This window comes from Achromobacter animicus, assembly GCF_902859585.1.
In the GTDB taxonomy this organism is placed as follows: Bacteria; Pseudomonadota; Gammaproteobacteria; order Burkholderiales; family Burkholderiaceae_B; genus Achromobacter; species Achromobacter animicus.
The window spans coordinates 130,619-156,025 of the sequence record NZ_CADIJM010000011.1; the positions used below are offsets into that span (position 1 = coordinate 130,619).

The window sequence follows — 25,407 nt, forward strand, 5'->3', positions numbered from 1 at the left end:
AGATTTACGGCAGGAGTTAAGGTATAAGGTTGGGTTGCTACCAACTGTCACCATCGCGACATTCAAGGACCTTTTAGGGTATTCCCGATGCAGCTATCCGACTCCCTGCAACTCGCCGCCGCCTGGTTCCGCGTGCTCAACGCCGAACAGCAAGCGCGCGTGGAGCGGGACCTTTCCGTGCAGCAGGTCGTTGCCGGATCGATCATAGAGCGCAAAGGCGAACTCGCCCAGGCTTGGATCGGCGTACTGGCGGGACTGGTGAAGGTGTCGGTGGGCAACTCGGAAGGCAAGGTTGCATCGCTGACGGGCGTGCCCGCCGGCGGCTGGATCGGCGAGGGCTCGCTGCTGAAACGCGAGGTCCGCAAGTACGACATCGTGGCGCTGCGCGATTCGGTGGTGGCGCGCCTGCCGGGCACGACGTTCGACTGGTTGCTGGATACCAGTATTCCGTTCAACCGGTACCTGCTGCATCAATTGAACGAGCGCGTGGCGCAGTTCATCGGCAAGGCGGAGTACGACCGTCTGCTCGATCCCGATGCGCGCGTGGCCCGCTGTCTGGCCGAGCTCTTCAACCCTTTGCTGTATCCGGGCATGGGGATGCGACTGACGATTACACAGGAAGAAGTCGGCTATCTGGCCCGGGTGTCACGTCAGCGCGCGAACCAGGCGCTGCGCAAGCTGGAGGAGGCGGGGCTGCTGAACGTGGAATACGGGGCGGTTCGGGTGCTGGACCTGGACGGGCTGAAGCAATACGGCTCGGACCGCGGCGCGGTGGAAGCGGAGCAGGCGGCGTAATCGTTATCAGGACTTAAAAAAAGTGTTGACGATAAATCGCGCGCTATTTAATATCGCACCATGAAATCCAGAAACAAGACCAAAGCCGCATTCAACCCGCTGCTGCTGGACAGCCAGTTGTGCTTCGCCTTGTACTCGACCTCGCTGGCGATGAACAAGGTGTACCGCAAGCTGCTGAGCGGGCTGGACCTGACCTACCCGCAATACCTGGTGATGCTGGTGCTGTGGGAAGGCGACGAAATTACGGTGACGGATATCGGCAGCCGCCTGTTTCTGGATTCGGCCACGCTGACGCCGCTGCTTAAACGCCTGGAGGCCGCGGGACTGGTGACGCGCAAGCGCGCCGTGACCGACGAACGCCAGGTGATCGTGGGCCTGACGAAACAGGGCCGCGATCTGCGCGAAAAGGCCGAAGCGGTGCCGCACGCGGTTGGCGCGGCAGCGCAGTGTTCGCTGGACGAAGCGCAGGGCATGACGAAGATGCTGCACGCGCTGCGGGAGAAGCTGGCCGGAAGTCTTTGAGGTTGTGGGTGATGACTGTCATCATCCGGTTTTATAAATAGCGCACGATATTGTTGTTCACTATTTAAAGTCTTAAGCAAGTCGCAAGTTCATCGTTGACCGCCAACACGGGAAGGGTCCCGCAAGGCAAGCAGTACAAACTTTCATTCAAAGGAACCACACCATGTCGATCGAAAAAGTCCTCTACCGCGCCAACGCCACCGCCACCGGAGGCCGTGAAGGCCGTGGCGTCAGCGACGACGGCAACCTGGACGTCAAGCTGACCACCCCCCGCGAACTGGGCGGCGCCGGCGCAGCAGGCACGAACCCCGAACAACTGTTCGCCGTCGGCTACTCGGCCTGCTTCCTGGGCGCGATGAAGTTCGTCGCCAACCGCGACAAGATCGCGATCCCGGCGGACGTGTCGGTGAACGGCATCGTCGGCATCGGCGCGATTCCGACGGGTTTCGGCATCGAAGCGGAACTGAAGATCTCGCTGCCGGGCCTGGACCGCGCAGAAGCCGAAAAGCTGGTCGCGGCTGCACACATCGTGTGCCCGTACTCGAACGCAACGCGCGGCAACATTGATGTGACGCTGACGATCGTTTGAGGGTGACGTCGCATCGAGAGTGATGCGACGTGAGCGTGGGCCTTGCAGGTGAAGACTGATTTGGTCGGTTGCCTGCAGAGGCCCATTTTCTTTTGGCGCGCTACGAAGCTCTTCGTAGGTCGCCCGACGCCGCGGTCACCGTGGGCACGATCGCCCACGATTGCGGTCCGGAGCCTTCGCTCCGGACTCCCCCTTCCTCATCCTCGTCCTCGCCTGCGGCGACTCCTACGGATTCCGTCGGGCGCATCGACGGCGCTCGCGCCCACGGTGACCGCGACGCCGTGCTACGAGGGTCTTTGGTTTGGGCGCTACAAGACCTGTGGTCAGGGAAGGAGGTCTGCGAGGCCGCCGAATTGCTGCCGCCCGGGCGGCGGCAATCGGCATCGGAGCTGCGGTTCGTCGGTGCGGTGTGCGCTTGCGCGCGTGCGGAGAGCGGCTTGCGAATGGTGCTCGTCAGTGTCAGACACTAAACGTTGCCATAGGCAAGAACCCAACCACATCGCAGCCACACGCGAAGCGTCATCGCTCCGACGCAAGACGCCGCGTAAGCCCCCGAAGGCCGCCCGCGCGGCCGCCGCGGGCGGGCCCCGCAAGATCTTTCTCTCTCCCCCACCGTGGGCAAGAACCTAAAGAACCCAACTCGCCCCGCCACCGGTAAAGCTGAATCAACTGGAGCCTGTCGCAGCGGGGGCCGGGGTGCGCGGGGCGTGTAGATGCGCCCGACGGAAACCGTAGGGAGCCGAAGGCGGACGAGGCTCCGGACCGCAATCGTAGCCCCGCGCACCCCGGCCCCCGCTGCGGCGGGCGTCTAAAGACCCCCCCTCACCGCCAGCCGAATAACGCCACAGCCAACCCCCTCAATGCCCCCCACCCAAATAAGCCGCAACCACAGCCGGATCATGCTTCAACTTCTCCGCACTCCCATGCACAGAAATCCGCCCGTTTTCCAGCACATACCCATAATCCGCCACATTCAACGCCGCCGCCGCAAACTGCTCCACCAGCAGCATCGTCACGCCTTCCTCCTTGAGCCGCGCAATAATCCGGAACACCTCTTCAACCAGAATCGGCGCCAGTCCCATCGAAGGCTCGTCCAGCAGCACCAATTCCGGATTTAGCATCACCGCGCGCGCCATGGCCAGCATCTGCTGTTCACCGCCCGACAGCGTCCCAGCCAGCTGATCGCGCCGTTCCTTCAAACGCGGGAACAGATCCATCGCCCGCCCCAGATCAGCTTGAACGTCACCCTTAGGCCGGCTACCCGTCAGACGCGGAAACGCACCCAGCAGCAGGTTGTCAGTCACCGACAGCGTAGGAAACACCCGGCGCCCCTCCGGCGAATGCGCCAGCCCTAGCCGCGCGATGCGATGCGACTCCATCCCATCGATCCGCTTGCTACCCAGCGTGATCTCCCCCGCCGTCGGCCGGATCATCCCCGACAGGGCCCGCATCGTCGTCGTCTTCCCAGCCCCGTTCGAGCCGATCAACGTCACCACCTTGGCTTTCGGCACTTCCATGCTGATGCCGTGCAGCACCTTCACCTTCCCGTAGCCTGCTTCCAGATTCTTGATCGATAGCATCTTCTTGTCCCCTTGGCGTCAGGCGGGCGCGCCGCCCAGATACGCCTCGATCACCTTGGCGTTGCTTTGCACTTCATTAGGCAGGCCCTCGGCGATCTTCTGGCCGAAGTCCAGCACCGACACCGTGTCGCACACCCCCATCACGACGTCCATGTGGTGTTCGATGAGGATCAGCGTGATGCCGTGGTCACGCACCTTGCGGATGATCGCCAGCAGCTCCACGATGTCAGGCGCCGTCAGGCCTGCCGCCGGTTCGTCCAGCAGCAGCAGTTGCGGATCCAGCGCCAGTGCGCGGGCGATCTCCAGGAGGCGCTGCTTGCCATAGGGCAGGTTGCGCGCTTCTTCGCTGGCCAGCGATTCCAGGCCGACGAATTCCAGCAGCGCCATGGCTCGTGCCCGTGCGCGCTGTTCCTCGGTCTTCCACTTGGGCGTGCGCAGCGCGATGCCAGCCAGACCCGTCGTGAAGGTGTGATGCAGGCCCACCAGCACGTTCTCCAGCGCGGTCATTTCGCCGAAGAGTTGCACGTTCTGGAACGTGCGCGCGATGCCGGCTTCGGCGATGTCCGCGGGCGGGAGTCCGACGAGCGACTTGCCCCCGAACTCCACCGCGCCGGCCGTGGGCACGTAGATGCCGGTCAGCACGTTCATCATCGTGCTCTTGCCGGAACCGTTGGGTCCGATGAGCCCGTGGATGGTGCCGCGCTTGACGGTCAGGTCCACCTCGTTAAGCGCTTTCAGGCCGCCGAACTGCATCAGCACGTTCTTGGCCGCCAGCAGGGTCTCGCCCTTGCCCGCGACGGCGTCTGGCACCGCATCCTGTTCCTTCACCAGGTCCTTCTTCACCGCCAGCGCTGCGCGCCGCGTCGAGAAGAACAGGTTGCGAACGAAGCCCACGATGCCGTCGGGCAGGTAGTACACGACGAACAGGATCATCGCGCCGAAGATGGTCAGGCGCCAGTCGGTGACGGCGTCCAGCCAGTACGAGAAGATGGCCAGCACGATCGTGCCGATTACCGGCACCGCGACCTTGCGCGGCTCGGTGCGGCCCTTGGAGATGGCCACAACGCTGCCTACCGTCACCAGGATCGCCACCGCCAGCGCGATCAGGCGGAAGGTGCCGATGTCGTCCAGCATCTTGGGCAGCAGCACGATGATCGAGGCGCCCAGCAGCGCGCCGGTGCGGCTCTTGCGGCCGCCCATAATGATGGCCAGCAGGAACAGGATCGTCAGTTCGAAGTTGTACGTGTTCGGCGAAATGTACTGTTCCGAATACGAGTACAGCGCGCCCGCCAGGCCGGCAAAGCCGGCGCTGATGACGAAGGCGATCACCTTGTGCCGGTACACCGACACGCCCATGCAGTCGGATGCGATGGGGCTGTCGCGCAAGGCTTCGAACGAGCGGCCCAGGTGCGACTTCAAGATCCGGTGCACCACGATCAGCGAGATCACCAGCAGCGCGGCGACCAGCCAGAAGTACTCGGCCTTGGTCAGCACGTGGCCGGCGATGGACGGCTTGGTGACCTTGATGCCCAGCGGGCCTTCGGTCAGGAAGGTCATCTCGTTGATCAGGATCTGGATGATCGTGCCGAAGGCCAGCGTCACCATCGCCAGATAGGGGCCGGTGACGCGCAGCGCCGGCAGCGCGAGCACTGCGCCAAAGGCGGCGGCGATGACGATGGCGGCGGGCAGCGTCAGCCAGATCGGAATCTGCAGGTGAAAGACCAGCACGCCGGCCACGTACGAGCCGATGCCGAAGAGACCCGCGTGGCCCAGCGACACCTGGCCGGTGTAGCCCACCACGATATCGAGCCCGAACAGCAGGATCGAATAGATCATGATGGTTTCAATCAGGTGCAGGTAATACGTGTTGGTCACGCCCAGCGGCACGGCGGCCAGGCAGGCCACGGCCACGATGGATAGGAGAAGATGCAGGGGTTTCATCGCTTACACCTTCTTGATCGCGGTCTTGCCGAACAGGCCGGCGGGCTTGAAGGTCAGAACGAGCAGCAGCAATACCAATCCCGGCACGTCTTTGTATCCCGTTGATAGATAGAAACCGGTGGTCGTTTCGGCGATCCCCAGGATCAGCCCGCCCACCACGACACCCATCCCGCTGGACAGGCCGCCAATGATCGCGACGGCAAATGCCTTCAGGCCCAGCACGGCGCCCATCGTGGCGCCCGTCAGCGTCAGCGGCGCGACCAGCACGCCGGCAAACGCCGCGGTCAGCGACGACAGCGCGTACGAGAACGTGATGACCATGCCGGTGTTGATGCCCATCAGGCCGGCCGCGTCGCGGTCGTTGGACGTGGCGACGAAGGCTTTGCCGTAGATGGATTTGCGGTTGAAGATTTCCACCAGAATCATCATGCCCAGCGCGCCGAACACCACCAGCAGCTCCATCGGCAGCACGTTGGCGCCCAGCACCTGAATCGGCGCCTCGGGCAGCGGCGAGGGAAAGCGCAGGTCGTCGCGGCCCCAGATGTTTTCGGCCACGTTCTTGAAGATGATGCCCAGCGCAATGGTGGCCATGATCCAGCCGAATTCCGATCGCGTCTTGATGGCGGGCCGCACGCCCACGCGTTCGACCAGCGCGCCCTGCGCGAAGCCGAAGATGCAGACGATGGGAATCATGACCCAGTAGTTCACGCCCAGTCCGACGAGCGTGAGGCCGACGAGCGCGCCCAGCATCAGGGCTTCGCCCTGGCCGAAGTTCAAGGTGCCCGATGTGGCGAAGGTGAGCTGGTAGCCGAACGCAATGACCGCATAGATCATGCCTAGCGCGATACCGCTATAGATGAGCTGTAGAAGAATCATGGTGTGTGTCTTGAGGCGCTGTGTTCCGTCCCAACCCCCTTGGGCAGAACGCTGTTTTCAGGCGGCTGCATGCCCCGCGCCCGAAGCTTCAGGCGCGGGCGGCGGCGGCCGGGCAGCCGCCGCCTTCCTGCTTGTCGGGATTTAGTTGGCCTTGATGACCCGGCCGCCCTTGACCTCGCCGATGACCACTTCCTTCGCGGTGATCGCGTCGTGGTTGTCGTGCGAGAAGGGCTTGTTGTAGGTCATCACCACGCCCTCGACCGGGGTCTGCAGGTTTTCCAGTGCTTCGCGCACCTTGGGACCGTCGGTCGAGTTCGCCTGCTTGATGGCCGCGGCCAAGAGGAAGATGGAGTCATAGCCCTGCGCCGCCGACACCGGCGAATCGATGCGGTTGTTCTTGGGCTTGAACTTGGCCAGGTAGGCGTCGATGAACGCCTTGCGCTTGGGCGTGTCCGGGTCCTGGATGAAGGTTTGCGGCATGCGCGCGCCTTCACCGTTGGCGCCGGAGTTGTCGATGTAGTTGGCCATGGACAGCGTCCAGCTGCCGATGATCGGCACCTTCCAGCCCAGCTTGGTCATGCCGTTGGCGACCTGGGCCAGCTCCGGGCCGATACCGTAGGTCAGCACGGCTTCGGCGCCCGCGGCCTTGGCCTTGAGCAGCTGGGCCGTCATGTCGACGTCCTTGATGTTGAACTTTTCGACGGCGACCGGCTTGATGCCCTTGGCGTCCAGGGCCTTTTCCAGGTCCTCGCGGCCGAGCTGGCCGTAGTTGGTGGAGTCGGCCAGGATCGCGACCTTCTTGAAGCCGCGGCGCGTGATCGCTTCTTCCACGATCATCGGGGCCTGGATGCTGTCGTGGGCCGCATTGCGGAACACGTAGTTGTCGGGGTATTCAGGCGCCTTGAACTGATGCGTGATCACGCTGCCGGTGGCCACGTTGTTGAACACCGGGATCTTGGCGTCCTGGTAGAAACGTTGGGAGGCCAATGCGACGCCGGTGTTGATATAGCCGACGGTGGCGGTCACCTGTTCCTTGTTGATCAGTTCCTGCGCGATCTGTACGCCGCGCTCGTTCTTGGCTTCGTCATCGCGTTCGACCGCGACGAGCTGGCGGCCCATCACGCCGCCGTTCTTGTTGATCTCTTCAATGGCAAGGCGAACGCCGTCGCGCATGCTGACGCCCATGGAGGACGATCCGCCCGTGTAGGGGCCGGCCACGCCGATCTTGATGGGGTCGGCGGCGTGGGACGCGGCCGATACGGCAAATGCAAGGGTTCCTGCAAGCAGCTTCAAACGAAAATCCATGGATGTCTCCGTTGTAATTGGGTGAACTGCGTGGAAAGCCGTGTGCCGGCGCCAATCGGCGGATGGTGTTTTGTTGGCGCGCTCCTTTGTTGCGTGTCGTGACTGTCTGCTTAATCGCTTACGCGAATCTGACCCGGCGGTGCTTTTCCGCGTAAATACCTAGTGCGGATGCAAGGTTCCTTTCAGCTTACTGAATGCTGTGAGTGGAATGGGCGGTGAGATGGGCGTGCGTCGGTGTTGCGTTCGCAATGCGTCCGCTTCCGCTTGTCCACACAGCGTGTCTCCGGGACGGGCGCAGTCACGCTGGCCGCATCCTAGCGAGCAGGGTGCGGCGTCGTGCGGAAATTCATTCCGCAGATAACTGGAAATTTATTCCTGACCGGCCTGCGGCCCGCATGGCCATTGGGCTGCGCGTTTGCAGACCTCGGCGAGCCATAGGGAAAACGCCTGGGCCGCGCCGCCCGGTGTGCGTGTGGCTTCGGTGCACAGGTAGTACTGCGACTCGCCGGGGATCTCCACATCCAGCACGCGAACGAGCTTGCCTTCGTCCAGCCACTCGGCGGCTAGCGATCGGCGAGTCAGCGCCACGCCCTGGCCGGCGCGCGCCGCGGCGAGCATCATGCCCAGGTCTACCAGCCACACGCCGCGCGACGGCTCGGGCCAGTCCAGGCCAGCCGCTGCCAGCCACGGACGCCAGGGTTCCATCGGGCAACGCAACAGGTCGGCGCGTGCCAGATCGGCGGGCCGCTTGAACGGGCCGCGCGCCGCTTGATAACTCGGTGCGCACACCGCGAACACCGGATCGTGCGTGAGCGGATGCGCATGAAGGCCGGGATATTTGCCGCTGCCAAAGCGGATCCAGACGTCGGCGTTGGGGGGCATGATGTCCAGATAGGGAATGGACAGCATGATTTCAAGTTCGACGCCGGGGTTTGCCGCCGTGAAACCGGGCAGGGCCGGAATCAGCACCTGCCGGGCGAATGTCGGCGTGGACACGACGCGCAGCGTTTCCAGCTTGGGTTCGTTGCGCTTGTGCAGCGAGGCGTCGGACAGCAGATCGAGCGCCGTGCGCACCTGTTCCAGGTACTCGCGTCCGGCGGCGCTCAGCGTCGCGCCGCGGCTGCTTCGAATGAACAGCGTGACGTCCAGCAGGGTTTCCAGCGAGGCGATGCGCTTGCCGATGGCGCTGGCGGTGACGAAGAGTTCTTCGCTCGCACGCTCGAAGGAACCCAGCCGCGCGGCCGCTTCGAACGCCTGGATGGCGGCAAGCGGCGGCAGGCGCACGTCTTTGGAAGGCGAAGGTCCACGCATGGCGCGTTGGCGGGCCGGCCCGGCGCCCGACAGAAAGTGGTGAGGCGCCAATTATAAAAGTGCCGGCGCGGGCACGCCGTGCCCGTACTGGCGCAGCACCTGGGCAATCTCCACCCGGTATCCGTCCAGCCATTGCGACTGCGCGGCCTTGGCCTGCTGATGCGCCGGATGCCGGATCAGCGCGTCCAACGCTTCAAGCGATTGCCAGTAATAGACATTGGCGAACAACCCGCGCGTGGTGTCTTCCCAGGATTCTTCCCCCAGGTAGCCCGGCATCGCGCGCGCCGCCTCTGCGATGCGCTGGTCGAGGCGGTGGAATGCATCGTCGAACTGCTTTATGGCGAAGATGAACGTGGAGGTGTACATGGCGAGGCTCAGACGCCCTTCAGCGCCAGGCTGATCGCCAAACCAGCCATGACCACGGCGATGATGCCGTCCAGCGCGCGCCAGGCCGACGCGCTGGCAAAGAAGGGTGCAAAGAGCCGCGATCCGATGCCCAGTACCGCCAGCCACAGCAGGCTGGCGGTGAAAGCGCCGGCGGCGAAGGCCATGCGGGCGTCTTCGAAGCCGTGCGCCAGCGAGCCGACCACCACCATGTCCAGCCAGAAGTGCGGGTTCAGCAGCGAGAAACCCAGCGCGCCCAGCATGGCGGCGCGGCGCGACGGCACCACGTCGCGGGCGGCGGCCAGACCCCCCGTGGCGGTCCAGGCGCGGCGCGCGGATTGCGCGGCGTACCAGGTCAGGAACGCCACACCGAACCACAGCACGGCGGTCGTCAGCCAGGGGAACCACGCGGTCAGCGCCTGCAGGCCGGACACGCTGGCAAAGATGAAGACCGCGTCGATCAGCGCGCAGATGGCGACGACGCTCAAGAGATGCGCGCGCATGAGGCCCTGGCGCAGGATGAACGCGCTTTGCGCGCCCACGACGGCGAACAGGCCTAGGCCCGTGGCCGTTCCGCTGGCCCAGGCGGTAAGGAAGGCGGGGGATGACAAGGTGGCAAACATGGAAAAAATACCTGTGACTGCAACGCCTGTGGCGGCGCTTTGATGGGTGGCCGAATGCTGAGAGCAATCGGCAATGCGCCATTTTCCCTTGCCATGTATATGAAATACAGCTAATTTTCCTTCACTATATTAAGTATTCCTAATCTCATGAAAATCGATCACGGCAACCTGCGCGCCCTGGCCGCGGTGGTGCGCGAAGGGAGTTTCGAGCGCGCGGCGCTGTCGCTCAGCGTCACGCCGTCGGCGGTGTCGCAACGGATCAAGGCGCTGGAAGACCGGATGGGCCGGCTGCTGGTCCAACGCACGGTGCCGGCCGCCGCCACGGCAGACGGACAGGTGCTGGTGCAACTGGCCGAGCAGACCGCCTTGCTGGAACACGACGCGCTGAACCGGCTGGGCGTCGCCGACGACGACGTGCCCCACGCCAGCATCCCCATCGCGGTCAACCACGACAGCCTGGAAACCTGGTTCGTTGACGCCGCCCTGCAGTTCGCGGCGCGCACCCGCGCCACGCTGGACATGCTGTCCGAAGACCAGGATCACACGGCCGCGCTGCTGCGCAACGGCTCCGTGCTGGGCGCCGTGACCACGCTGGCCGATCCGGTGCAGGGCTGCCGCATCCACGCGTTGGGCAGCATGCGCTACGTGGCCACCTGCACGCCGGACTTCCACAAGCGCTACTTCGCCTCGGGCGTCAACGCGCAGACGCTGGCTCAGGCGCCCGTTCTGGTCTTCAACCGCAAGGACGCGCTGCAGGCGCGCTTTGCGCACAAGATCGCCGACCCCGCGCCGTGGGAGCCGCCGGTCTGGTGGGTGCCGTCCACGCGCGCCTTCGTGCAGGCCACGCTGGGCGGATTGGGCTGGACCATGAACCCGCTGCCGCTCGTGCAGGAACATCTTGATGCCGGTCAACTCGTTCTGCTGCGCGGCCGGGCGTGGGAGGACGTGCCGCTCTACTGGCAGCATTGGCGGGTAAACTCCGAGGCCATGGAAGCCTTGACCGACTCGGTGCTGTCAGCCGCCCGCAGCCTGGTCAGGCGCCGCTAACGTCTCAGGAGGACACCCATGAACATCCGCAAGTTTGCCGTTGTTGCCGCGATCGGCCTGTGCACCGCCGGTTCGGCGTGGGCCAAGGACTACAAGGTCGGCCAGGTCGAAGTCGACGATCTCTGGGTCCGCGCCTCGGCGCCCGGACAGGCCAACGGTGCGGGGTACATGGATATCGACAACGACGCCAAGGCGCCGGACCGTCTGCTGTCGGTCTCGTCGGATGCCGCCGAACGCGTCGAACTGCACACCGTGCAGACCGAAAACGGCGTCTCCAAGATGCGTCAGGTCGAAGGCGGCATCGCGCTGCCCGCCGACACGGAGGTCAAGCTCAGCCCGGGCGGCTATCACGTCATGTTCATCAAGCTGAAGGCGCCGTTCAAGGATGGCGCCACCGTGCCCGCCACGCTCAAGTTTGAAAAGGCAGGCGAAGTGGCGGTGGAGTTCAAGGTCAAGCCGGCCTCGCACAATCCCGGCATGAGCCACGATCACGGCGCGATGAAGCACTGATCTTTGCGCCACCCCGCCAGGCTGCGCGCTTTTTAAAGGCGCAGGCGCGGGCCCATCCGCGGCCCGCCATCGCCGCAATGCAAAAGGCCGACTCATCCGAGTCGGCCTTTTGCATGCCGGGCCCGCGCGTTGTCGCGCGCGCTTCAGCGGGCGGCGATCAATACAGCCCTTGCTGACGCATGGCGTCTGCGACCTTGACGAAGCCGGCAATGTTGGCGCCGTCCAGGTAGTTCACGTACTCGCGCTCCGAATGGCCGTGGCGCACGCAGTTTTCGTGGATGTCGCGCATGATGGCATGCAGGCGGGTGTCCACTTCCTCGCGGGTCCACGACAGGCGGGCCGAGTTCTGGGCCATTTCCAGGCCCGACACGGCGACGCCGCCGGCGTTGCTGGCCTTGCCCGGCGCGTACAGCACGCGCGCGGCGATGAAGGCCTTGGCGGCGTCCAGCGTGGCGGGCATGTTGGCGCCTTCGGCAACCGCCAGCACGCCGTTCTTGATCAGCGTCTGGGCGTCCGACAGCTCCAGCTCATTCTGAGTGGCGCAGGGCAGGGCGACGTCGACGGGCACGTGCCACGGGCGCTTGCCGGCTTCGTACTGCAGGCCGAACTGGCGGGCGTAGGTGTCCAGGCGGCCGCGCAGGTCGTTCTTGATGTGCATCAGCGCCACGAGCTTCTCGTGGTTGAAGCCGGCTTCGTCGACCACGGTGCCGTTCGAATCCGACACGGTGATGACGCGCGCGCCCAGCGCCATGGCCTTCTCGATGGCGTACTGCGCCACGTTGCCCGAGCCCGACACGGACACGCGCATGCCGTCGAAGGACTTGCCGACGCGCTTGAGCATTTCTTCGGCGAAGTAGACGGTGCCGTAGCCGGTGGCTTCGGGGCGGATCAGGCTGCCGCCGAAGGTCAGGCCCTTGCCGGTGAAGACGCTGGCGGTCGAGTTGGACAGCTTTTTCATCATGCCGGCCATGAAGCCGACTTCACGCGCGCCCACGCCGATATCGCCGGCGGGCACGTCGGTGTCCGGACCCAGGTGGCGATACAACTCGATCATCAGCGCCTGGCAGAAGCGCATGACTTCGGCGTCGGACTTGCCCTTGGGATCGAAGTCGGAACCGCCCTTGCCGCCGCCCATGGGCAGCGTGGTCAGCGAGTTCTTCAGGGTCTGTTCGAAGGCGAGGAACTTCAGGATCGACAGGTTCACCGACGGGTGAAAGCGCATGCCGCCCTTAAAAGGCCCGATTGCGGAGCTGTGCTGGATGCGGAAGCCGCGGTTGACCTGGGCGCGGCCCTGATCGTCGGTCCAGCAGATGCGGAACTGGATGACGCGTTCCGGTTCGACCAGGCGTTCCAGCAGAGCGTGCTCGGCGTAGTGGGGATGCTTCTCGACGAAGGGCCACAAGCTGAGCATCACCTCCTGGACGGCTTGCATGAATTCGGGTTGCTGCGGGTCGCGCGCGGCGACGCCACGCAGGAAGTCGTCCAGACTCTGCACTTTCACCATGATCTCCTCGGGGGTGCTTCGAATAGGTGCGGAAATTGCGCCAAATTGGGGCGCGATCAGTTTGTTTTGGTGCATGGCTGCACCTGTATGGTGCGGGGATTGTAGGGGCAAAATGTTGCCCTGCGCAAAGCGAAAAACTGCGCCATCACCTTGATAACAAACAGATTTTTCCAGACGATAAACGGGGACGTATAAAAGCGGAGTGTTGATCGCCTGTGGATGGAAACCGGGCTGATCAAACGGGGGAGCTTGAAAATTCAGGGATTTTTGAAGTGTCCCCGTTTAATTTCGCCGATGCGGCATAGGGCAGGGCGCCTTCTGATACGCCGCTGCGGGGCATCCGGCAGCGTCGCAAAGACGCCGCCGCCCGCTTGGCACCCTTAATGCGTCCCTATATTTATTTTGAGAAAAATCACGCGCGCAAAGTGAAGTCGTAATCGACCGTCAACGGCGCGTGATCCGAGAAGCGTTCGTCCTTGTAGATGGCGACGCTGCGCGCCTTGGCCGCGATGCCGGGGGTCGCGATCTGGTAGTCGATGCGCCACCCGACGTTCTTGGCCCAGGCCTGGCCGCGATTGCTCCACCAGGTGTACTGGTCGGGGCGGTCGTCGATGGTGCGGAATACGTCCACAAAGCCGCGCTTGTCGAAGACGTCCGTCAGCCACGCGCGCTCTTCGGGCAGAAAGCCCGAATTCTTCATGTTGCCCTTCCAGTTCTTCAGGTCGATTTCCTTGTGCGCGATGTTCCAGTCGCCGCAAATGACGAATTCACGGCCGGTCGTCTTGTGCTCGTGCATCAGGGCATCGATCCACGGGCCGAAACTGTCCAGGAAGCGATACTTCGCCTGCTGGCGTTCGTCGCCACTGGAGCCGGAAGGCAGGTAGGCGCTGATGACCGACAGATCCTTCCAGTCGGCGCGGATGATGCGGCCTTCGCTATCGAACTCTTCACAATCAAAGCCGTTGTTCACGCGCTCGGCGGCATCTCGCAGGTAGATGCCCACGCCGCTGTAGCCTTTCTTCACGGCGTGGTGGAAGTGGCCGGTGTAGCCGGGCGGATGGCGCAGTTCGTCGGTCAGGTCCTCGTGGGATACCTTGATTTCCTGCAGGCACAGCACGTCGGCGGCGTGCTTTTCCATCCACGGTTGCAGGCCCTTTTTGAAGGCGGACCGGATGCCATTGAGGTTGATCGACGTGATGCGCAGCAAAGCGAAACTCCTGTAATGCGGCCGCAGGGGGGGCGGACAATGCCAGGAATTTAACCGACTCCGCCGCGGCCACCTGGAACAGCCCCGACAGCGGATAAAATGCGGGGTCTGCCACCTACCGGATCACCCTGCATGCCCGCCGCCCCGTCCTCCGTCACCGCCCTGGATTTCGTCCGTTTCGCCTTGAACGAGGGCGTTCTGCGCTTTGGCAGCTTCAAGGTCAAGTCGGGCCGCATCAGCCCCTATTTCTTCAACGCAGGCCTGTTCAACAATGGCCGCTCGGTCGGCAAGCTGGCGCAGTTCTACGCACAGGCGCTGCTGGATTCCGGCGTCGAATTCGACATGCTGTTCGGCCCCGCGTACAAGGGCATCCCGCTGTCCACCGCCACCGCCGTGGCGCTGGCCGGCCACCCGGACATGCAGGGCCGCAGCGACGTGCCGTTCGCCTACAACCGCAAGGAAGCCAAGGATCACGGCGAAGGCGGCACGCTGGTCGGCGCTCCGCTCAAAGGCAAGGTCGTCATCATTGACGACGTCATCACGGCCGGCACGTCGGTGCGCGAGTCCGTGGAAATCATCCGCGCCGCCGGCGCCGAACCGGCCGCCGTGCTGATCGCGATGGACCGCATGGAGCGCGCCGGCCCGGACGACGCCCTGTCGCCGCATTCGGCCGTGCAGGACGTGGCCAAGACCTACGGCATCCCCGTGGTGGCGATTGCCTCGCTGACCGACATCCTGGCCCTGCTGCAGGATGATGCGTCGTTTGCGGAGAACCGGGATGCCGTGTTGGCGTATCGGACGAAGTACGGGGTGAAGTAAGCGTCTCGTTGCTGAAAGCAATGACAAAGGGCGGCCATGGGCCGCCCTTTGTCATTGCAAAGATGCGATTGCCAAAACGTCATTGCCACAGATAGGGCGCAACGGGTTCGGCGACGCCGTGCGGTTGCCCGAACACGGTGACGCCGCTGGCCCGCGCCGCGTCCGCCAGCTTGCGGTCAAAGGTGGCCAGGCACGCGCGCTGCCGCAGCGAGAGTTCGAGATAACTGGCGTCGTAGGCAGTCAACCCATGGGCGCGGGCAAGCTGGCAGGTGCGCGCGATGCAGGAAGCCGCATCGTCGTTGTCGGCGGCGATGGGCAGGTTGTCGAGAAGTTGATTGAACGCAGCGACCTGGGCCCGCGAAATGCGCTGGCTGCGCTCTGCACGCAAAACGCCATTGGCAACTTCCACGCGCCAGATGTGAGGCACGGTGTTTTGCGAGCCGTGCGCGACGTCGAGCAGATGCTGGGCAAGCAGTGATTCGTGGACATCCACGCGGTACAGCAGCCAGGCAAGGGCGACCGACGCGTCCGGCACCAGACGGATGGTGTTCATTCCCGGCCTTCTTCAATCCACGCGCGGATGATGTCGTGGGAGACCGGAGCCGCGGTGTGCAGGCGCTTCATGGCCTCCAGGGCATCGTGCGCGTTCAGTGAGGTATCGGGCAGGACGGGCGTCAGCCTGGCGCGGCGCACGCCGTCGACAGCGATGATGAAGTGCTGTCCCTGGCTGAGGGCCTGCAGGTAATCGGTGAATCGGTGCAGCAAGTCGTTGCTGCTGACCTCGGTGTAGTTCATGGCCAAGCTCCGGCGAAATCGACCAGATCATTCTTGGCCAAACAAAAGGCCGCGGCAATATGCCGCGGCCCCCGATTCAGTCTGATATTGCGCCGGTTTTCCGCGAGGAGAACCGGCGGTCCATCAACTATCCAGCTTCTGCTTCAGCAGATCGTTCACCTGCTGCGGATTGGCCTTGCCGCGGGCGGCCTTCATGATCTGGCCGACCAGGGAGTTGAACGCCTTCTGCTTGCCGGCGCGGTACTCCTCGACGATGGCCGGGTTGGCGGCCAGCACCTCGTCGATCATCGCGCCGATGGCGCCCGTGTCGCTGATCTGCTTCAGGCCGCGCGATTCGATGATGGCGTCGGCATCGCCGCCATTTTCGCCGGCCCACATGGCGCCGAAGACTTCACGGGCGATCTTGTTGGAGATCGTGCCGTCGATGATGCGGCCGATCAGGGCCGCCAGCGCCGGCGCCGCGACGGGCGATTCGGCAATGGTCTTTTCTTCCTTGTTGAGCACGGCGGCGACTTCGCCCATGACCCAGTTGGACGCGAGCTTGGCCTGGCCGGCCGGCAGCGCGTTGGCGACCGCCTGGAAGTACGCGGCCAGATCGCGGCTGATGGTCAGTTGCGCGGCGTCGTACGCGGGCAGTCCGTATTCCGTTTCGAAGCGGGCTCGCTGGGCGGCCGGCAGTTCGGGCATGGCGGCGCGGACCTCGTCCACCCACGCGCTGGAGATCACCAGCGTGGGCAGGTCGGGATCGGGGAAGTAGCGGTAGTCGTGCGCGTCTTCCTTGCTGCGCATGCTGCGCGTTTCGTCGCGGTCGGCGTCGTACAGGCGCGTCTCCTGGACGACGGTGCCACCGTCCTCGATCAGCTCGATCTGGCGGCGCGCTTCGTAGGTGATGGCGCGTTCCAGGAAGCGGAACGAGTTGACGTTCTTGATCTCGGTGCGGGTGCCGAATTCCTTCTGGCCTACCGGGCGGACCGACACGTTGGCATCGCAGCGGAAGGAGCCTTCCTGCATGTTTCCGTCGCAAATGCCGAGCCACACGACCAGGCTGTGCAGCGCGCGCGCGTAGGCCACGGCCTCGGCAGCCGAGCGCATTTCGGGCTCGGTCACGATTTCCAGCAGCGGGGTGCCGGCGCGGTTCAGGTCGATGCCGCTGGCCGGGCTGCCATTGCCCAGGTTGAAGTCGTCGTGCAGGGACTTGCCGGCGTCTTCTTCAAGGTGGGCGCGCGTCAGGTTGACGGTCTTTTCTTCTTCGCCGACGAAGAACGACAGCGAGCCGCCCACCACCACCGGCAGCTCGTACTGGCTGATCTGGTAGCCCTTGGGCAGGTCAGGGTAGAAGTAATTCTTGCGCGCAAAAACCGAGCGCGGGGCGATCTTGGCGCCCACGGCCAGGCCGAAGCGGATGGCGCGTTCGGCCGCGCCGCGGTTCATGACCGGCAGGCTGCCCGGCAGGGCGAGGTCAACCTCGTTCGCCTGCGTGTTGGGTGCGGCGCCGAATTGCGTGCTGCTGCCCGAAAAGATCTTGGAGTCCGTGGAAAGCTGCGTGTGCGTTTCCAGGCCGATGACGATTTCCCAGTTCATGTTCTCAGCCTTGCTGGACAGGGGCACGCTGATGCCAGTCCGTCACGTGTTGGTAGCGGTCGGCGATGGCCAGCAGGCGGCCTTCGTCGAAGTAGTTGCCGATGATCTGCAGGCCGATGGGGCGATTTTGGTTCTCGCCGCCGAAGCCGCAGGGGATCGACATGGCGGGCAGGCCCGCCAGGCTGACGCCCAGCGTGTAGACGTCGGCCAGCCAGTCGGCGGTCGGGTCGTCGCGGTTGTCGCCGATGTTCTTGGCGACCGACGGCGTCACCGGTCCCATGATGACGTCGCACTGATCGGCATAGGCGCGCTGGAAGTCCTGCGCGATCAGGCGGCGCAGGCGCTGCGCCTGCAGGTAGTAGGCGTCGTAATAGCCGTGGGACAGCACGTAGGTGCCGATCAGGATGCGGCGCTTGACCTCGTCGCCGAAGCCTTCGGCGCGCGAGCGGCTGATCATCTCGTTCAGGTCGCCATACTGCTTGGCGCGGTGGCCGTAGCGCACGCCGTCGTAGCGGGCCAGGTTGCTGGACGCTTCGGCGGGAGCGATGACGTAATACGCCGGAATGGCCAGCTCGGTGCGCGGCAGCGAGACGGGCACGCGCACGGCGCCCAGCGCCTCGAATTGCTCAAGCGCGGCCTGCACGGCGGCGGCCACATCGGGGGCCAGACCGGCGCCGAAGTATTCTTCAGGCACGCCGATGCGCAGGCCTTTGAGCGGCTGGCTGCCGGCGGCGTCGAAACGGGCCTGCGCGGCGTCGAAGTCGCGGCGCACGCGGCCGGGTTCGTTGACCGCGCCATCGCATTTTTCGAGGCTGGTGGCGTCGCGCGGATCGAAGCCGCTGATGACATCCAGGATTTCAAGCAGGTCGCGGCTGCTGGGGGCCAGCGGGCCGGCCTGGTCCAGGCTGGAGCCGAAGGCCACCATGCCGTAACGCGACACGGTGCCGTAAGTGGGCTTGATGCCGCTGACGCCGCACAGCGCGGCGGGTTGGCGGACCGAGCCACCGGTGTCGGTGCCGGTGGCGGCGGCGACCAGGCGGGCGGCCACGGCGGCGGCCGAACCGCCCGACGAGCCGCCGGGTACGGCAACGTGATCCCAGGGGTTCTTCACGGCGCCGTATGCCGAGTTCTCGTTGCCCGAGCCCATGGCGAATTCGTCGCAGTTCAGCTTGCCCAGCGACACCGCGCCGGCCGCGCCCAGGCGTTCCACGACGGTCGCGTCGAACGGGCTGACGTAACCGTCGAGCATCTTGCTGCCCGCGGTAGTGCGCCAGCCGCGCGTCACGAACGCGTCCTTGTGGGCGATCGGGATGCCGGCCAGCGGACCCGCGGTGCCGGCTGCCAGTGCAGCGTCGGCCGCGCGGGCCTCGGCCAGCGTCAATTCGGCGTCAATATGTAAAAAGGAATTCAGGCCGCTGGCCGCTTCGGCGGCCGACAGGGCGCTTTGCGCCAGGTCTACCGCGCTGACTTCGCGTTGCGCGAGGGCCGCGCGCAACGCGGCGATCCCCTCGAATTGGGTATGCAGGGCAGGTTTCGTCATGACTTAATCCAGGACCTTGGGAACCAGGAACAGGCCGTCCTGGGCATCGGGCGCGTTGGCCAGCAGTTCCTGGCGGCGGGCTTCCGATCCGGCTTCGGTCACGGCGTCTTCACGCAGGCGCAATACGATGTCCTCGTGCGCGGACAGGGGATGAGCCAGGGGTTCGACGCCTTGGGTATCGACGGACTGAAGCCGTTCGATCAGGTGGAGGATGCCGTTGAGTTCGGCCTGCGCGACGGTGCGCTGGTCGGGGGTCAGTTCGATTCTGGCCAGCCGGGCAATGCGGGCCACATCTTTGTCGTTGAGCGCCATGGGGGATTGCAAAAATCGGTAAGCGAAGGCCGCGGGGCGGGAGTGGGCAGTATGCATACGCCAAACCCGTTACAAAGCTTGAATAGCCTGCATTTATGCGCTATTTCCGGGGAAATTATAAGTTATGATTCACGGTTTAATCGCCGTGATGACAGGCGGACCCGTTGTTTCACGGGCCAAACGCCCCGCGGCTTGACCCCAATTCCCCCCAGAATTTAGCTGAGCTCCCATGTTCGGATTCCTGCGCAGTTATTTTTCCAGCGATATGGCGATTGACCTAGGTACCGCCAATACGCTGATTTACGTCCGCGGCAAGGGCATCGTTCTCGATGAGCCTTCCGTGGTCGCAATCCGTCATGAAGGCGGCCCCCACGGCAAGAAGATCATTCAGGCCGTCGGGCACGAAGCCAAGCAGATGCTCGGTCGCGTTCCCGGCAACATCGAGGCCATTCGGCCCATGAAAGACGGCGTGATTGCCGACTTCACGGTCACCGAACAGATGCTCAAGCAGTTCATCCGCATGGTGCACCCCCGCAACATGCTGGCGCCCAGCCCGCGGATCATCGTCTGCGTGCCCTGCGGCTCCACCCAGGTTGAACGCCGCGCCATCCGTGAATCGGCGCTCGGCGCCGGCGCTTCCCACGTGTTCCTGATCGAAGAACCCATGGCCGCCGCCATCGGCGCCGGCTTGGCCGTGTCCGACGCCAGCGGCTCGATGGTCGTCGACATCGGCGGCGGCACCACTGAAGTGGCCGTCATCTCGCTGGGCGGCATGGTCTACAAGGGTTCCGTGCGCGTCGGCGGCGACAAGTTTGACGAAGCCATCGTCAACTACATCCGCCGCAACTACGGCATGCTGATCGGCGAACCCACGGCCGAACTGATCAAGAAGGAAATCGGCTCCGCATTCCCGGGTTCCGAAGTCCGCGAAATCGAAGTCAAGGGCCGCAATCTGGCCGAAGGCGTGCCGCGCAGCTTCACAGTCTCGTCCAACGAGATCCTCGAATCGCTGACCGATCCGCTCAACCAGATCGTTTCCGCCGTCAAGATCGCGCTCGAACAGACGCCGCCCGAACTGGGCGCCGACATCACCGACAAGGGCATCGCCCTGACTGGTGGCGGCGCGCTCCTGCGTGACCTGGACCGCCTGCTGCAAGAAGAAACCGGCCTGCCGGTCGTGGTGGCCGACGATCCCCTGACCTGCGTCGTGCGCGGTTGCGGCGAGGCGCTGGAACACCTTGAGAAACTGGGCGCCATCTTCATCAACGACTAATATTGCCCGCCAGCCCGGAGCCCCGCTTTTTTCTGGCTCCGGCCGCTGCGGGGGCCTCGGACGCGGGCGCCCGGGCTGAGATTCATGCAACGACAAGGGACTCCCCCCCTATTCAGGCGCGGCCCACCGGCAGAGGTGCGGCTGGTCGTTCTGGTCGTCCTTGCTCTGGCCCTGATCGTCATGGATTCCCAATGGCGCATGCTGGAACCGGCGCGCCGCGCGATTGCCGTAGGGCTTTATCCGTTCCAGCGTGCCGTCATGGCGCCGCGCGATCTCGTCCAGCAAGTCAACGAATGGGTTAACGCGGCCAACCTCATCCGCAGCGAAAACGAAGCCTTGCAGCGTCAGCGCATCGAACTCGCCCAGGTCGCATCCCACGCGGCGCAGCTTGCCGCCGAAAACTCCCAGCTTCGCCGCCTGCTTGGCGTGACCGACACCGTGGCGCAGTCCGCAGTGGTTGTTGAAGTCATGTACGAACCCACCAACGCGTTCACGCAGCGCCTGGTCTTCAACAAGGGCAGCAAGGCTGGCTTGGCGCCCGGCATGCCCGTCATCGACGAAGGCGGTGTGGTTGGCCAGATCGTTCGCGTGACGCCCATGACCGCCGAGGCGGCGCTCGTCACCGACGAGCAGGTTTCCATCCCCGTGCAACTCCTGCGCAACGGACTTCGTCTGATTGCGTTCGGCGGCAACTCGCCCGGCAAGATGGAAGTGCGTTACCTGGCGGCCAATGCCGACATCAAGGAAGGCGATACTATTGTCACCAGCGGCGTCGGCGGCCTCTTTCCCGCCGGCCTGCCCGTGGCCAAGGTGACCTCGGTGGAACGCGATACCGCCTCAGGTTTCGCGCGCGCCGTATGTGAACCGCTGGCCCATCCCGAACGCTATCGCCATTTCCTGGTTCTGCAGGTGGATGTGGATCGCGCCGAGTCCAACCGTCAGGAGGTCGATTCCGGTGGATCGGACTAACCAACACGCTGCGGGGCAGTCCCCGCGCCGCCTTGGCACGCCCAGCAACGTGCATCCCGACCGGCTGTCGGGTCCCGCGCATGCCTTTTTCGTGTGGGGCACCGTCCTGCTCGCCTGGCTGGTGTCGCTGCTGCCGTGGCGTCTGTGGCAGGGCGCGCCCGACGTGCTGCTGCTCATCATCGCTTTCTGGTGCGTGCACGAGCCGCGCCGCGTGGGTCTGTTCACGGCTTTCTTCTTCGGCGTGCTGATGGACGTGCACGACGCCGGCCTCTTGGGTGAGCACGCGCTGTCGTACACGCTCGTCGCCTACGGCGCGGTGGTCCTGCATCGCCGGCTGCAACGGTTCGACCTCTGGAGCCAGGCGATGCACATGCTGCCTGTGTTCTTCATTGCGCGCTTCGTCACCCAGATCATCCACGCGTGGCTGGCCGGAAAATGGCCGGGCTGGGACTGGGGCATCAGCGTGCTGCTGACGGCTGCGTTGTGGCCGCTGGCGGGTTGGGTGCTGCACCTGCCGCAACGCGGTGTCGACGACGCCGAATCCTCATCCGCCTGACGGCGGCGTTGCGTCATGTTTGAATTCAAGAAAACCGGCCAGCAGCAGAAGCAGCGCTTTCGCCTGCGCGCCTGGGTGGGCGGCGCCTTCGCCCTGGTCTGCTTCGGCGTGCTGGTCGGCCGTTTCTGGTATCTGCAGGTCGACCGCTACGAAGGCTTGTCCGAACGCGCCGACCGCAACCGGATCGCGGTCGTGCCGATTCCGCCGCGGCGCGGCGAGATCCTGGACCGCAACGGCGAAGTCCTGGCCCGCAACTACCGCACCTACACGCTCGAAGTCGTACCGGCCCACGCGGGCAACATGAACGAACTCTTCGAGCGCCTGACCGAAGTCGTCTACATCAGCCCGTCCGACCAGCGCCGCTTCAAGCGCCGCGCGGCCGAATCCAGCCGCTACGCCAGCCTGCAACTGCGCAACAACCTGAACGAAACCGAAGCCGCGTGGTTTGCCGCGCACGCCTTCCAGTTCCCCGGTGTCGAACTGCGCGCCCGCTGGGTGCGCGAGTACCCGCAGGGCGTGTCGGCCGCGCACGTGGTCGGCTACATTGGCCGCATCGCCGACAACGACATCGAAGAGCTGGACCGTGCCGGGCAGCTCGGCAACTACCGCGGCACCGAGGTCATCGGCAAGAAGGGCATCGAAAAGACCTGGGAAGAGCAGCTGCACGGCCGCACGGGCCTCGAAGAAGTCGAGGTCACCGCCGGCGGCCGGCCCATGCGCACGCTGCGCCGCATCGATCCGGTGCCGGGCTCGGACATCATGCTGTCCATCGACATGGGCCTGCAGAAGGTGGCCGAAGAGGCCTTCGAGGGCCAGCGCGGCGCCCTCGTCGCCATCGACCCGGACACGGGCGAGGTCCTGGCGTTCGTGTCGCAGCCGTCGTTCGACCCGAACCTGTTCGTGGATGGCATCGACGTCGACAACTGGCGCATGCTGAACGAATCGCCGGACCATCCGCTGATCAACCGTCCCCTGTACGGCACGTATCCCATCGGCTCCACCTACAAGCCTTTCGTGGCCCTGGCCGCGCTGGAACTGGGCAAACGCCGCGCGACCGACCGGGTTTCGGACCCGGGCTATTACGAATTCGGCGGACAGAAGTTCCGCAACGCTGGCGGCGCGGCCTACGGCATGACGGACATGCACAAGGCCATCGTCGTCTCCTCCGACACCTATTTCTATTCGCTTGGCCCTGAAATCGGCGTGAACGCCCTGCACGATTTCACCAAGCAGTTCGGGTTCGGCCAGATCACCGGCATCGACCTGGAAGGCGAGAAGCGCGGCGTGCTGCCGTCCACCGACTGGAAGCGCTCGGCCTACAAGGACAAGGAGCGCCAGCGCTGGTACGCGGGCGAGACGATTTCCGTGGCGGTGGGTCAGGGCTACAACGCCTTTACGCTACTGCAACTGGCGCAGGGCACGTCCACGCTGGCCAACAACGGCCTGTACCGCCGCCCGCACCTGGTGCATGCGGTGCGCGATTCGCGCTCGGGCGTGGCCAAGCCCACCGAGGCGCCGCCGGACTACCGCATCCCGCTCAAGCAGGCCAACGTGGACGTCATCAAGAACGCCATGGCCGACGTGGTGCGCGCCGGCACGGCGCGGCGCGCGTTCGCCAACACGCCGTACCAGGCGGCCGGCAAGACTGGCACGGCGCAGGTGTTCAGTCTGCGTGGCGGCCACTACCGGGCCAGCGCGATCGACGAACGCCTGCGTGATCACGCGCTGTTCATGGGCTTCGCGCCGCTTGAGCAACCGCGCATCGCCGTGGCGCTGATCGTCGAAAACGCCGGCTGGGGCGCCAGCGTGGCGGCTCCGGTCGCGCGCAAGGTCTTCGATTACTGGCTGGCCAAGGATCGCCAGGACAAGATCGCGCGTCCCCAACCCGCCGACACCATGGCGACCGTCGATGACATCGCCTCCGACCTGGTGCGCCAACAATGAAACGTCTTGGCCTGATTCTGCTGCGCGTGTTCACGGCCTTCGACTGGCCGCTGCTCGCGATCCTGATGATGTTCGCGGCGCTGGGCCTGACGGTGATGCACTCGGCCGTCGGTGGCACGGATTGGCGCTTCGCGGAACAGTCGCGCAACTTCATCATCGCGTTCTTCGCGATGTGGACAATGGCGCTGATTCCGCCAAAGCTGCTGATGAAGCTGGCGTTGCCGTTCTATGTGGTGGGCGTGGTGCTGCTGCTGGGCGTCGAGTTCTTCGGCGAAACTAGCAAGGGCGCAACCCGCTGGTTGAACCTGGGCGTGACCCGCATCCAGCCGTCCGAGATGATGAAGATCGCGGTGCCGATGATGCTGGCCTGGTATTTCCAGCGCCACGAAGGCGCGGTCCGCGTGCGCGACTTCCTCGCCGCCGCCGCGATGCTGGCCGCACCATTTGGCCTGATCGTGCTGCAGCCCGACCTGGGCACGGCGCTGCTGGTCTTCGGCGCGGGCTTTTTCGTGATCTATTTCGCGGGACTGTCGTTCAAACTGCTGGTGCCGGTGATGCTGGCCGGCGTCATCGCCATTGGCACGCTGGTCTATTACGAAGACCAGCTCTGCGAGCCGGACGTGGACTGGGTGGTGCTGCACGAATACCAGAAGCACCGGGTCTGCACGCTGCTCAATCCCAGCTCGGATCCGCTAGGCAAGGGCTTTCACACGATCCAGTCAATGATCGCAGTGGGCTCGGGCGGCGTGTACGGCAAGGGCTACATGAAGGGAACGCAGACGCACCTGGACTTCATCCCGGAACGCACGACCGACTTCATCTTTGCCGTGTACGCAGAGGAATTCGGCCTGTACGGCGGTATTGCAATCCTGGTGCTGTACGGCCTGATGATGGCGCGCGGTTTGACGATCGCGTCGCGGGCCGCGTCGCAATTCGGTCGACTGCTGGCGGGCGCGCTGACGATGATGCTGTTCATCTACGTATTCGTGAACGTAGGCATGGTGACGGGGATCTTGCCCGTGGTGGGGGTGCCGTTGCCGTTCATGAGTTATGGGGGGACGGCGTTGTTCACGATGGGGATTGCGTTTGGGATCATGATGAGTATTAGTCGGCATCGGTCTGTGAAGACTTGATGTTGAATTGCTGATCTTGGTGCCGATGGGTTCTTCTTAGGTCGGTGATCTTGGCGCCCCGAAGTTCTTCGTAGGTCGCCCGACGCCGCGGTCACCGTGGGTGCGATCGCCCACGATTGCGGTCCGGAGCCTTCGCTCCGGACTTCCCCCTCGTCATCTTCGTCCAGGCCTTCGGCCTTCCCTCTCAAGAAACTCCTCCTAAGCTGTTGATATTTCATTGGCTTTTTCTGGGGTGGCCAACGGTACCAAGCTGTAGCCCATGGTCTCTGCGCGCTTTGTCAGGTGGTGCAG

The 25,407-nt window shown here is 64.5% G+C and carries 25 protein-coding genes; 11 read left to right on the plus strand and 14 right to left on the minus strand.

Translation table 11 applies throughout. The annotated features are described in order from the left end of the window. The first annotated feature begins 87 nt into the window (after positions 1-87). From HV681_RS21840 to HV681_RS21850, 3 genes are all read left to right on the plus strand, one after another. Positions 88-795: a Crp/Fnr family transcriptional regulator gene (locus HV681_RS21840; RefSeq protein WP_175124978.1), complete on the plus strand. Its 708-nt coding sequence runs from the start codon at positions 88-90 to the stop codon at positions 793-795. A 60-nt stretch (positions 796-855) separates the two neighbouring features. Beyond that, complete coding sequence (locus tag HV681_RS21845) at positions 856-1,317, plus strand: MarR family winged helix-turn-helix transcriptional regulator (protein ID WP_175124979.1); 462 nt, start codon at positions 856-858, stop codon at positions 1,315-1,317. 163 nt (positions 1,318-1,480) lie between these two features. Beyond that, a complete protein-coding gene (locus tag HV681_RS21850; protein WP_056560358.1) occupies positions 1,481-1,906 on the plus strand; it encodes an organic hydroperoxide resistance protein in 426 nt (141 codons plus the stop codon). Between the two features lie 857 nt (positions 1,907-2,763). Here HV681_RS21850 and HV681_RS21855 read toward each other — a convergent pair. The 7 genes from HV681_RS21855 to HV681_RS21885 all read right to left on the minus strand — a co-directional run bounded on the left by HV681_RS21855 (position 2,764) and on the right by HV681_RS21885 (position 9,926). After that, a complete protein-coding gene (locus tag HV681_RS21855; RefSeq protein WP_056560356.1) occupies positions 2,764-3,486 on the minus strand; it encodes an ABC transporter ATP-binding protein in 723 nt (240 codons plus the stop codon). A gap of 18 nt (positions 3,487-3,504) precedes the next feature. Continuing rightward, positions 3,505-5,427: a branched-chain amino acid ABC transporter ATP-binding protein/permease gene (locus HV681_RS21860; RefSeq protein ID WP_175124980.1), complete on the minus strand. Its 1,923-nt coding sequence runs from the start codon at positions 5,425-5,427 to the stop codon at positions 3,505-3,507. 3 nt (positions 5,428-5,430) lie between these two features. Continuing rightward, complete coding sequence (locus HV681_RS21865; RefSeq protein ID WP_006216335.1) at positions 5,431-6,303, minus strand: branched-chain amino acid ABC transporter permease; 873 nt, start codon at positions 6,301-6,303, stop codon at positions 5,431-5,433. Between the two features lie 141 nt (positions 6,304-6,444). Then, positions 6,445-7,608: an ABC transporter substrate-binding protein gene (locus HV681_RS21870; protein ID WP_175124981.1), complete on the minus strand. Its 1,164-nt coding sequence runs from the start codon at positions 7,606-7,608 to the stop codon at positions 6,445-6,447. 369 nt (positions 7,609-7,977) lie between these two features. After that, the gene (locus HV681_RS21875; RefSeq protein ID WP_175124982.1) at positions 7,978-8,919 is read right to left on the minus strand and encodes a LysR substrate-binding domain-containing protein; all 942 of its coding nucleotides are present in this window, start codon (positions 8,917-8,919) and stop codon (positions 7,978-7,980) included. A gap of 51 nt (positions 8,920-8,970) precedes the next feature. After that, positions 8,971-9,285, minus strand: coding sequence for an antibiotic biosynthesis monooxygenase family protein (locus HV681_RS21880; RefSeq protein ID WP_175124983.1), 315 nt, complete (start codon positions 9,283-9,285; stop codon positions 8,971-8,973). Positions 9,286-9,293: 8 nt separating this feature from the next. Further along, a complete protein-coding gene (locus tag HV681_RS21885; protein ID WP_175124984.1) occupies positions 9,294-9,926 on the minus strand; it encodes a LysE/ArgO family amino acid transporter in 633 nt (210 codons plus the stop codon). Between the two features lie 147 nt (positions 9,927-10,073). Here HV681_RS21885 and HV681_RS21890 point away from each other — a divergent pair, with 147 nt between their 5' ends. Both HV681_RS21890 and HV681_RS21895 read left to right on the plus strand, forming a co-directional pair. Beyond that, positions 10,074-10,973: a LysR family transcriptional regulator ArgP gene (locus tag HV681_RS21890; protein WP_056560345.1), complete on the plus strand. Its 900-nt coding sequence runs from the start codon at positions 10,074-10,076 to the stop codon at positions 10,971-10,973. 18 nt (positions 10,974-10,991) lie between these two features. Next, complete coding sequence (locus HV681_RS21895; RefSeq protein WP_175124985.1) at positions 10,992-11,483, plus strand: copper chaperone PCu(A)C; 492 nt, start codon at positions 10,992-10,994, stop codon at positions 11,481-11,483. Between the two features lie 157 nt (positions 11,484-11,640). Here the strand turns inward: HV681_RS21895 and gdhA are convergent, their stop codons facing one another. Both gdhA and HV681_RS21905 read right to left on the minus strand, forming a co-directional pair. Further along, entirely contained in the window at positions 11,641-12,987 is a 1,347-nt protein-coding gene (gene gdhA / locus HV681_RS21900) for an NADP-specific glutamate dehydrogenase (protein ID WP_105241110.1), read from the minus strand. A gap of 412 nt (positions 12,988-13,399) precedes the next feature. Further along, entirely contained in the window at positions 13,400-14,194 is a 795-nt protein-coding gene (locus HV681_RS21905; protein ID WP_175124986.1) for an exodeoxyribonuclease III, read from the minus strand. A 132-nt stretch (positions 14,195-14,326) separates the two neighbouring features. Between HV681_RS21905 and pyrE the strand changes: the two genes are divergently transcribed. Further along, the gene (gene pyrE / locus HV681_RS21910) at positions 14,327-15,013 is read left to right on the plus strand and encodes an orotate phosphoribosyltransferase (RefSeq protein WP_175124987.1); all 687 of its coding nucleotides are present in this window, start codon (positions 14,327-14,329) and stop codon (positions 15,011-15,013) included. 79 nt (positions 15,014-15,092) lie between these two features. Here the strand turns inward: pyrE and HV681_RS21915 are convergent, their stop codons facing one another. The 5 genes from HV681_RS21915 to gatC form a co-directional block, all read right to left on the minus strand. Continuing rightward, positions 15,093-15,566: a type II toxin-antitoxin system VapC family toxin gene (locus tag HV681_RS21915; RefSeq protein ID WP_175124988.1), complete on the minus strand. Its 474-nt coding sequence runs from the start codon at positions 15,564-15,566 to the stop codon at positions 15,093-15,095. After that, positions 15,563-15,808: a hypothetical protein gene (locus tag HV681_RS21920; protein ID WP_175124989.1), complete on the minus strand. Its 246-nt coding sequence runs from the start codon at positions 15,806-15,808 to the stop codon at positions 15,563-15,565. The genes HV681_RS21915 and HV681_RS21920 overlap by 4 nt, the downstream gene beginning before the upstream one ends. A 123-nt stretch (positions 15,809-15,931) precedes the next feature. Continuing rightward, on the minus strand, positions 15,932-17,389 hold the full coding sequence (gene gatB, locus HV681_RS21925; RefSeq protein WP_175124990.1) for an Asp-tRNA(Asn)/Glu-tRNA(Gln) amidotransferase subunit GatB: 1,458 nt from the start codon (positions 17,387-17,389) through the stop codon (positions 15,932-15,934). Positions 17,390-17,393: 4 nt separating this feature from the next. Further along, entirely contained in the window at positions 17,394-18,929 is a 1,536-nt protein-coding gene (gene gatA / locus HV681_RS21930; protein WP_175124991.1) for an Asp-tRNA(Asn)/Glu-tRNA(Gln) amidotransferase subunit GatA, read from the minus strand. A 3-nt stretch (positions 18,930-18,932) separates the two neighbouring features. After that, complete coding sequence (gatC, locus tag HV681_RS21935; protein WP_175124992.1) at positions 18,933-19,241, minus strand: Asp-tRNA(Asn)/Glu-tRNA(Gln) amidotransferase subunit GatC; 309 nt, start codon at positions 19,239-19,241, stop codon at positions 18,933-18,935. Positions 19,242-19,470: 229 nt separating this feature from the next. On the opposite strand from gatC, the gene HV681_RS21940 reads away from it, so the two are divergent. The 5 genes from HV681_RS21940 (at position 19,471) to rodA (ending at position 25,116) form a co-directional block, all read left to right on the plus strand. Next, the gene (locus tag HV681_RS21940) at positions 19,471-20,514 is read left to right on the plus strand and encodes a rod shape-determining protein (RefSeq protein WP_006216320.1); all 1,044 of its coding nucleotides are present in this window, start codon (positions 19,471-19,473) and stop codon (positions 20,512-20,514) included. A gap of 84 nt (positions 20,515-20,598) precedes the next feature. Next, positions 20,599-21,483: a rod shape-determining protein MreC gene (gene mreC, locus HV681_RS21945; protein ID WP_056560320.1), complete on the plus strand. Its 885-nt coding sequence runs from the start codon at positions 20,599-20,601 to the stop codon at positions 21,481-21,483. A gap of 49 nt (positions 21,484-21,532) precedes the next feature. After that, entirely contained in the window at positions 21,533-22,039 is a 507-nt protein-coding gene (gene mreD / locus HV681_RS21950; protein ID WP_175125001.1) for a rod shape-determining protein MreD, read from the plus strand. Positions 22,040-22,054: 15 nt separating this feature from the next. Beyond that, positions 22,055-23,983 carry a penicillin-binding protein 2 gene (gene mrdA, locus HV681_RS21955; RefSeq protein WP_175124993.1) on the plus strand — a complete coding sequence of 643 codons (1,929 nt, stop codon included), beginning with the start codon at positions 22,055-22,057 and terminating at the stop codon, positions 23,981-23,983. Continuing rightward, the gene (gene rodA, locus HV681_RS21960) at positions 23,980-25,116 is read left to right on the plus strand and encodes a rod shape-determining protein RodA (protein ID WP_056560313.1); all 1,137 of its coding nucleotides are present in this window, start codon (positions 23,980-23,982) and stop codon (positions 25,114-25,116) included. The genes mrdA and rodA overlap by 4 nt, the downstream gene beginning before the upstream one ends. Positions 25,117-25,407: the final 291 nt, after the last annotated feature.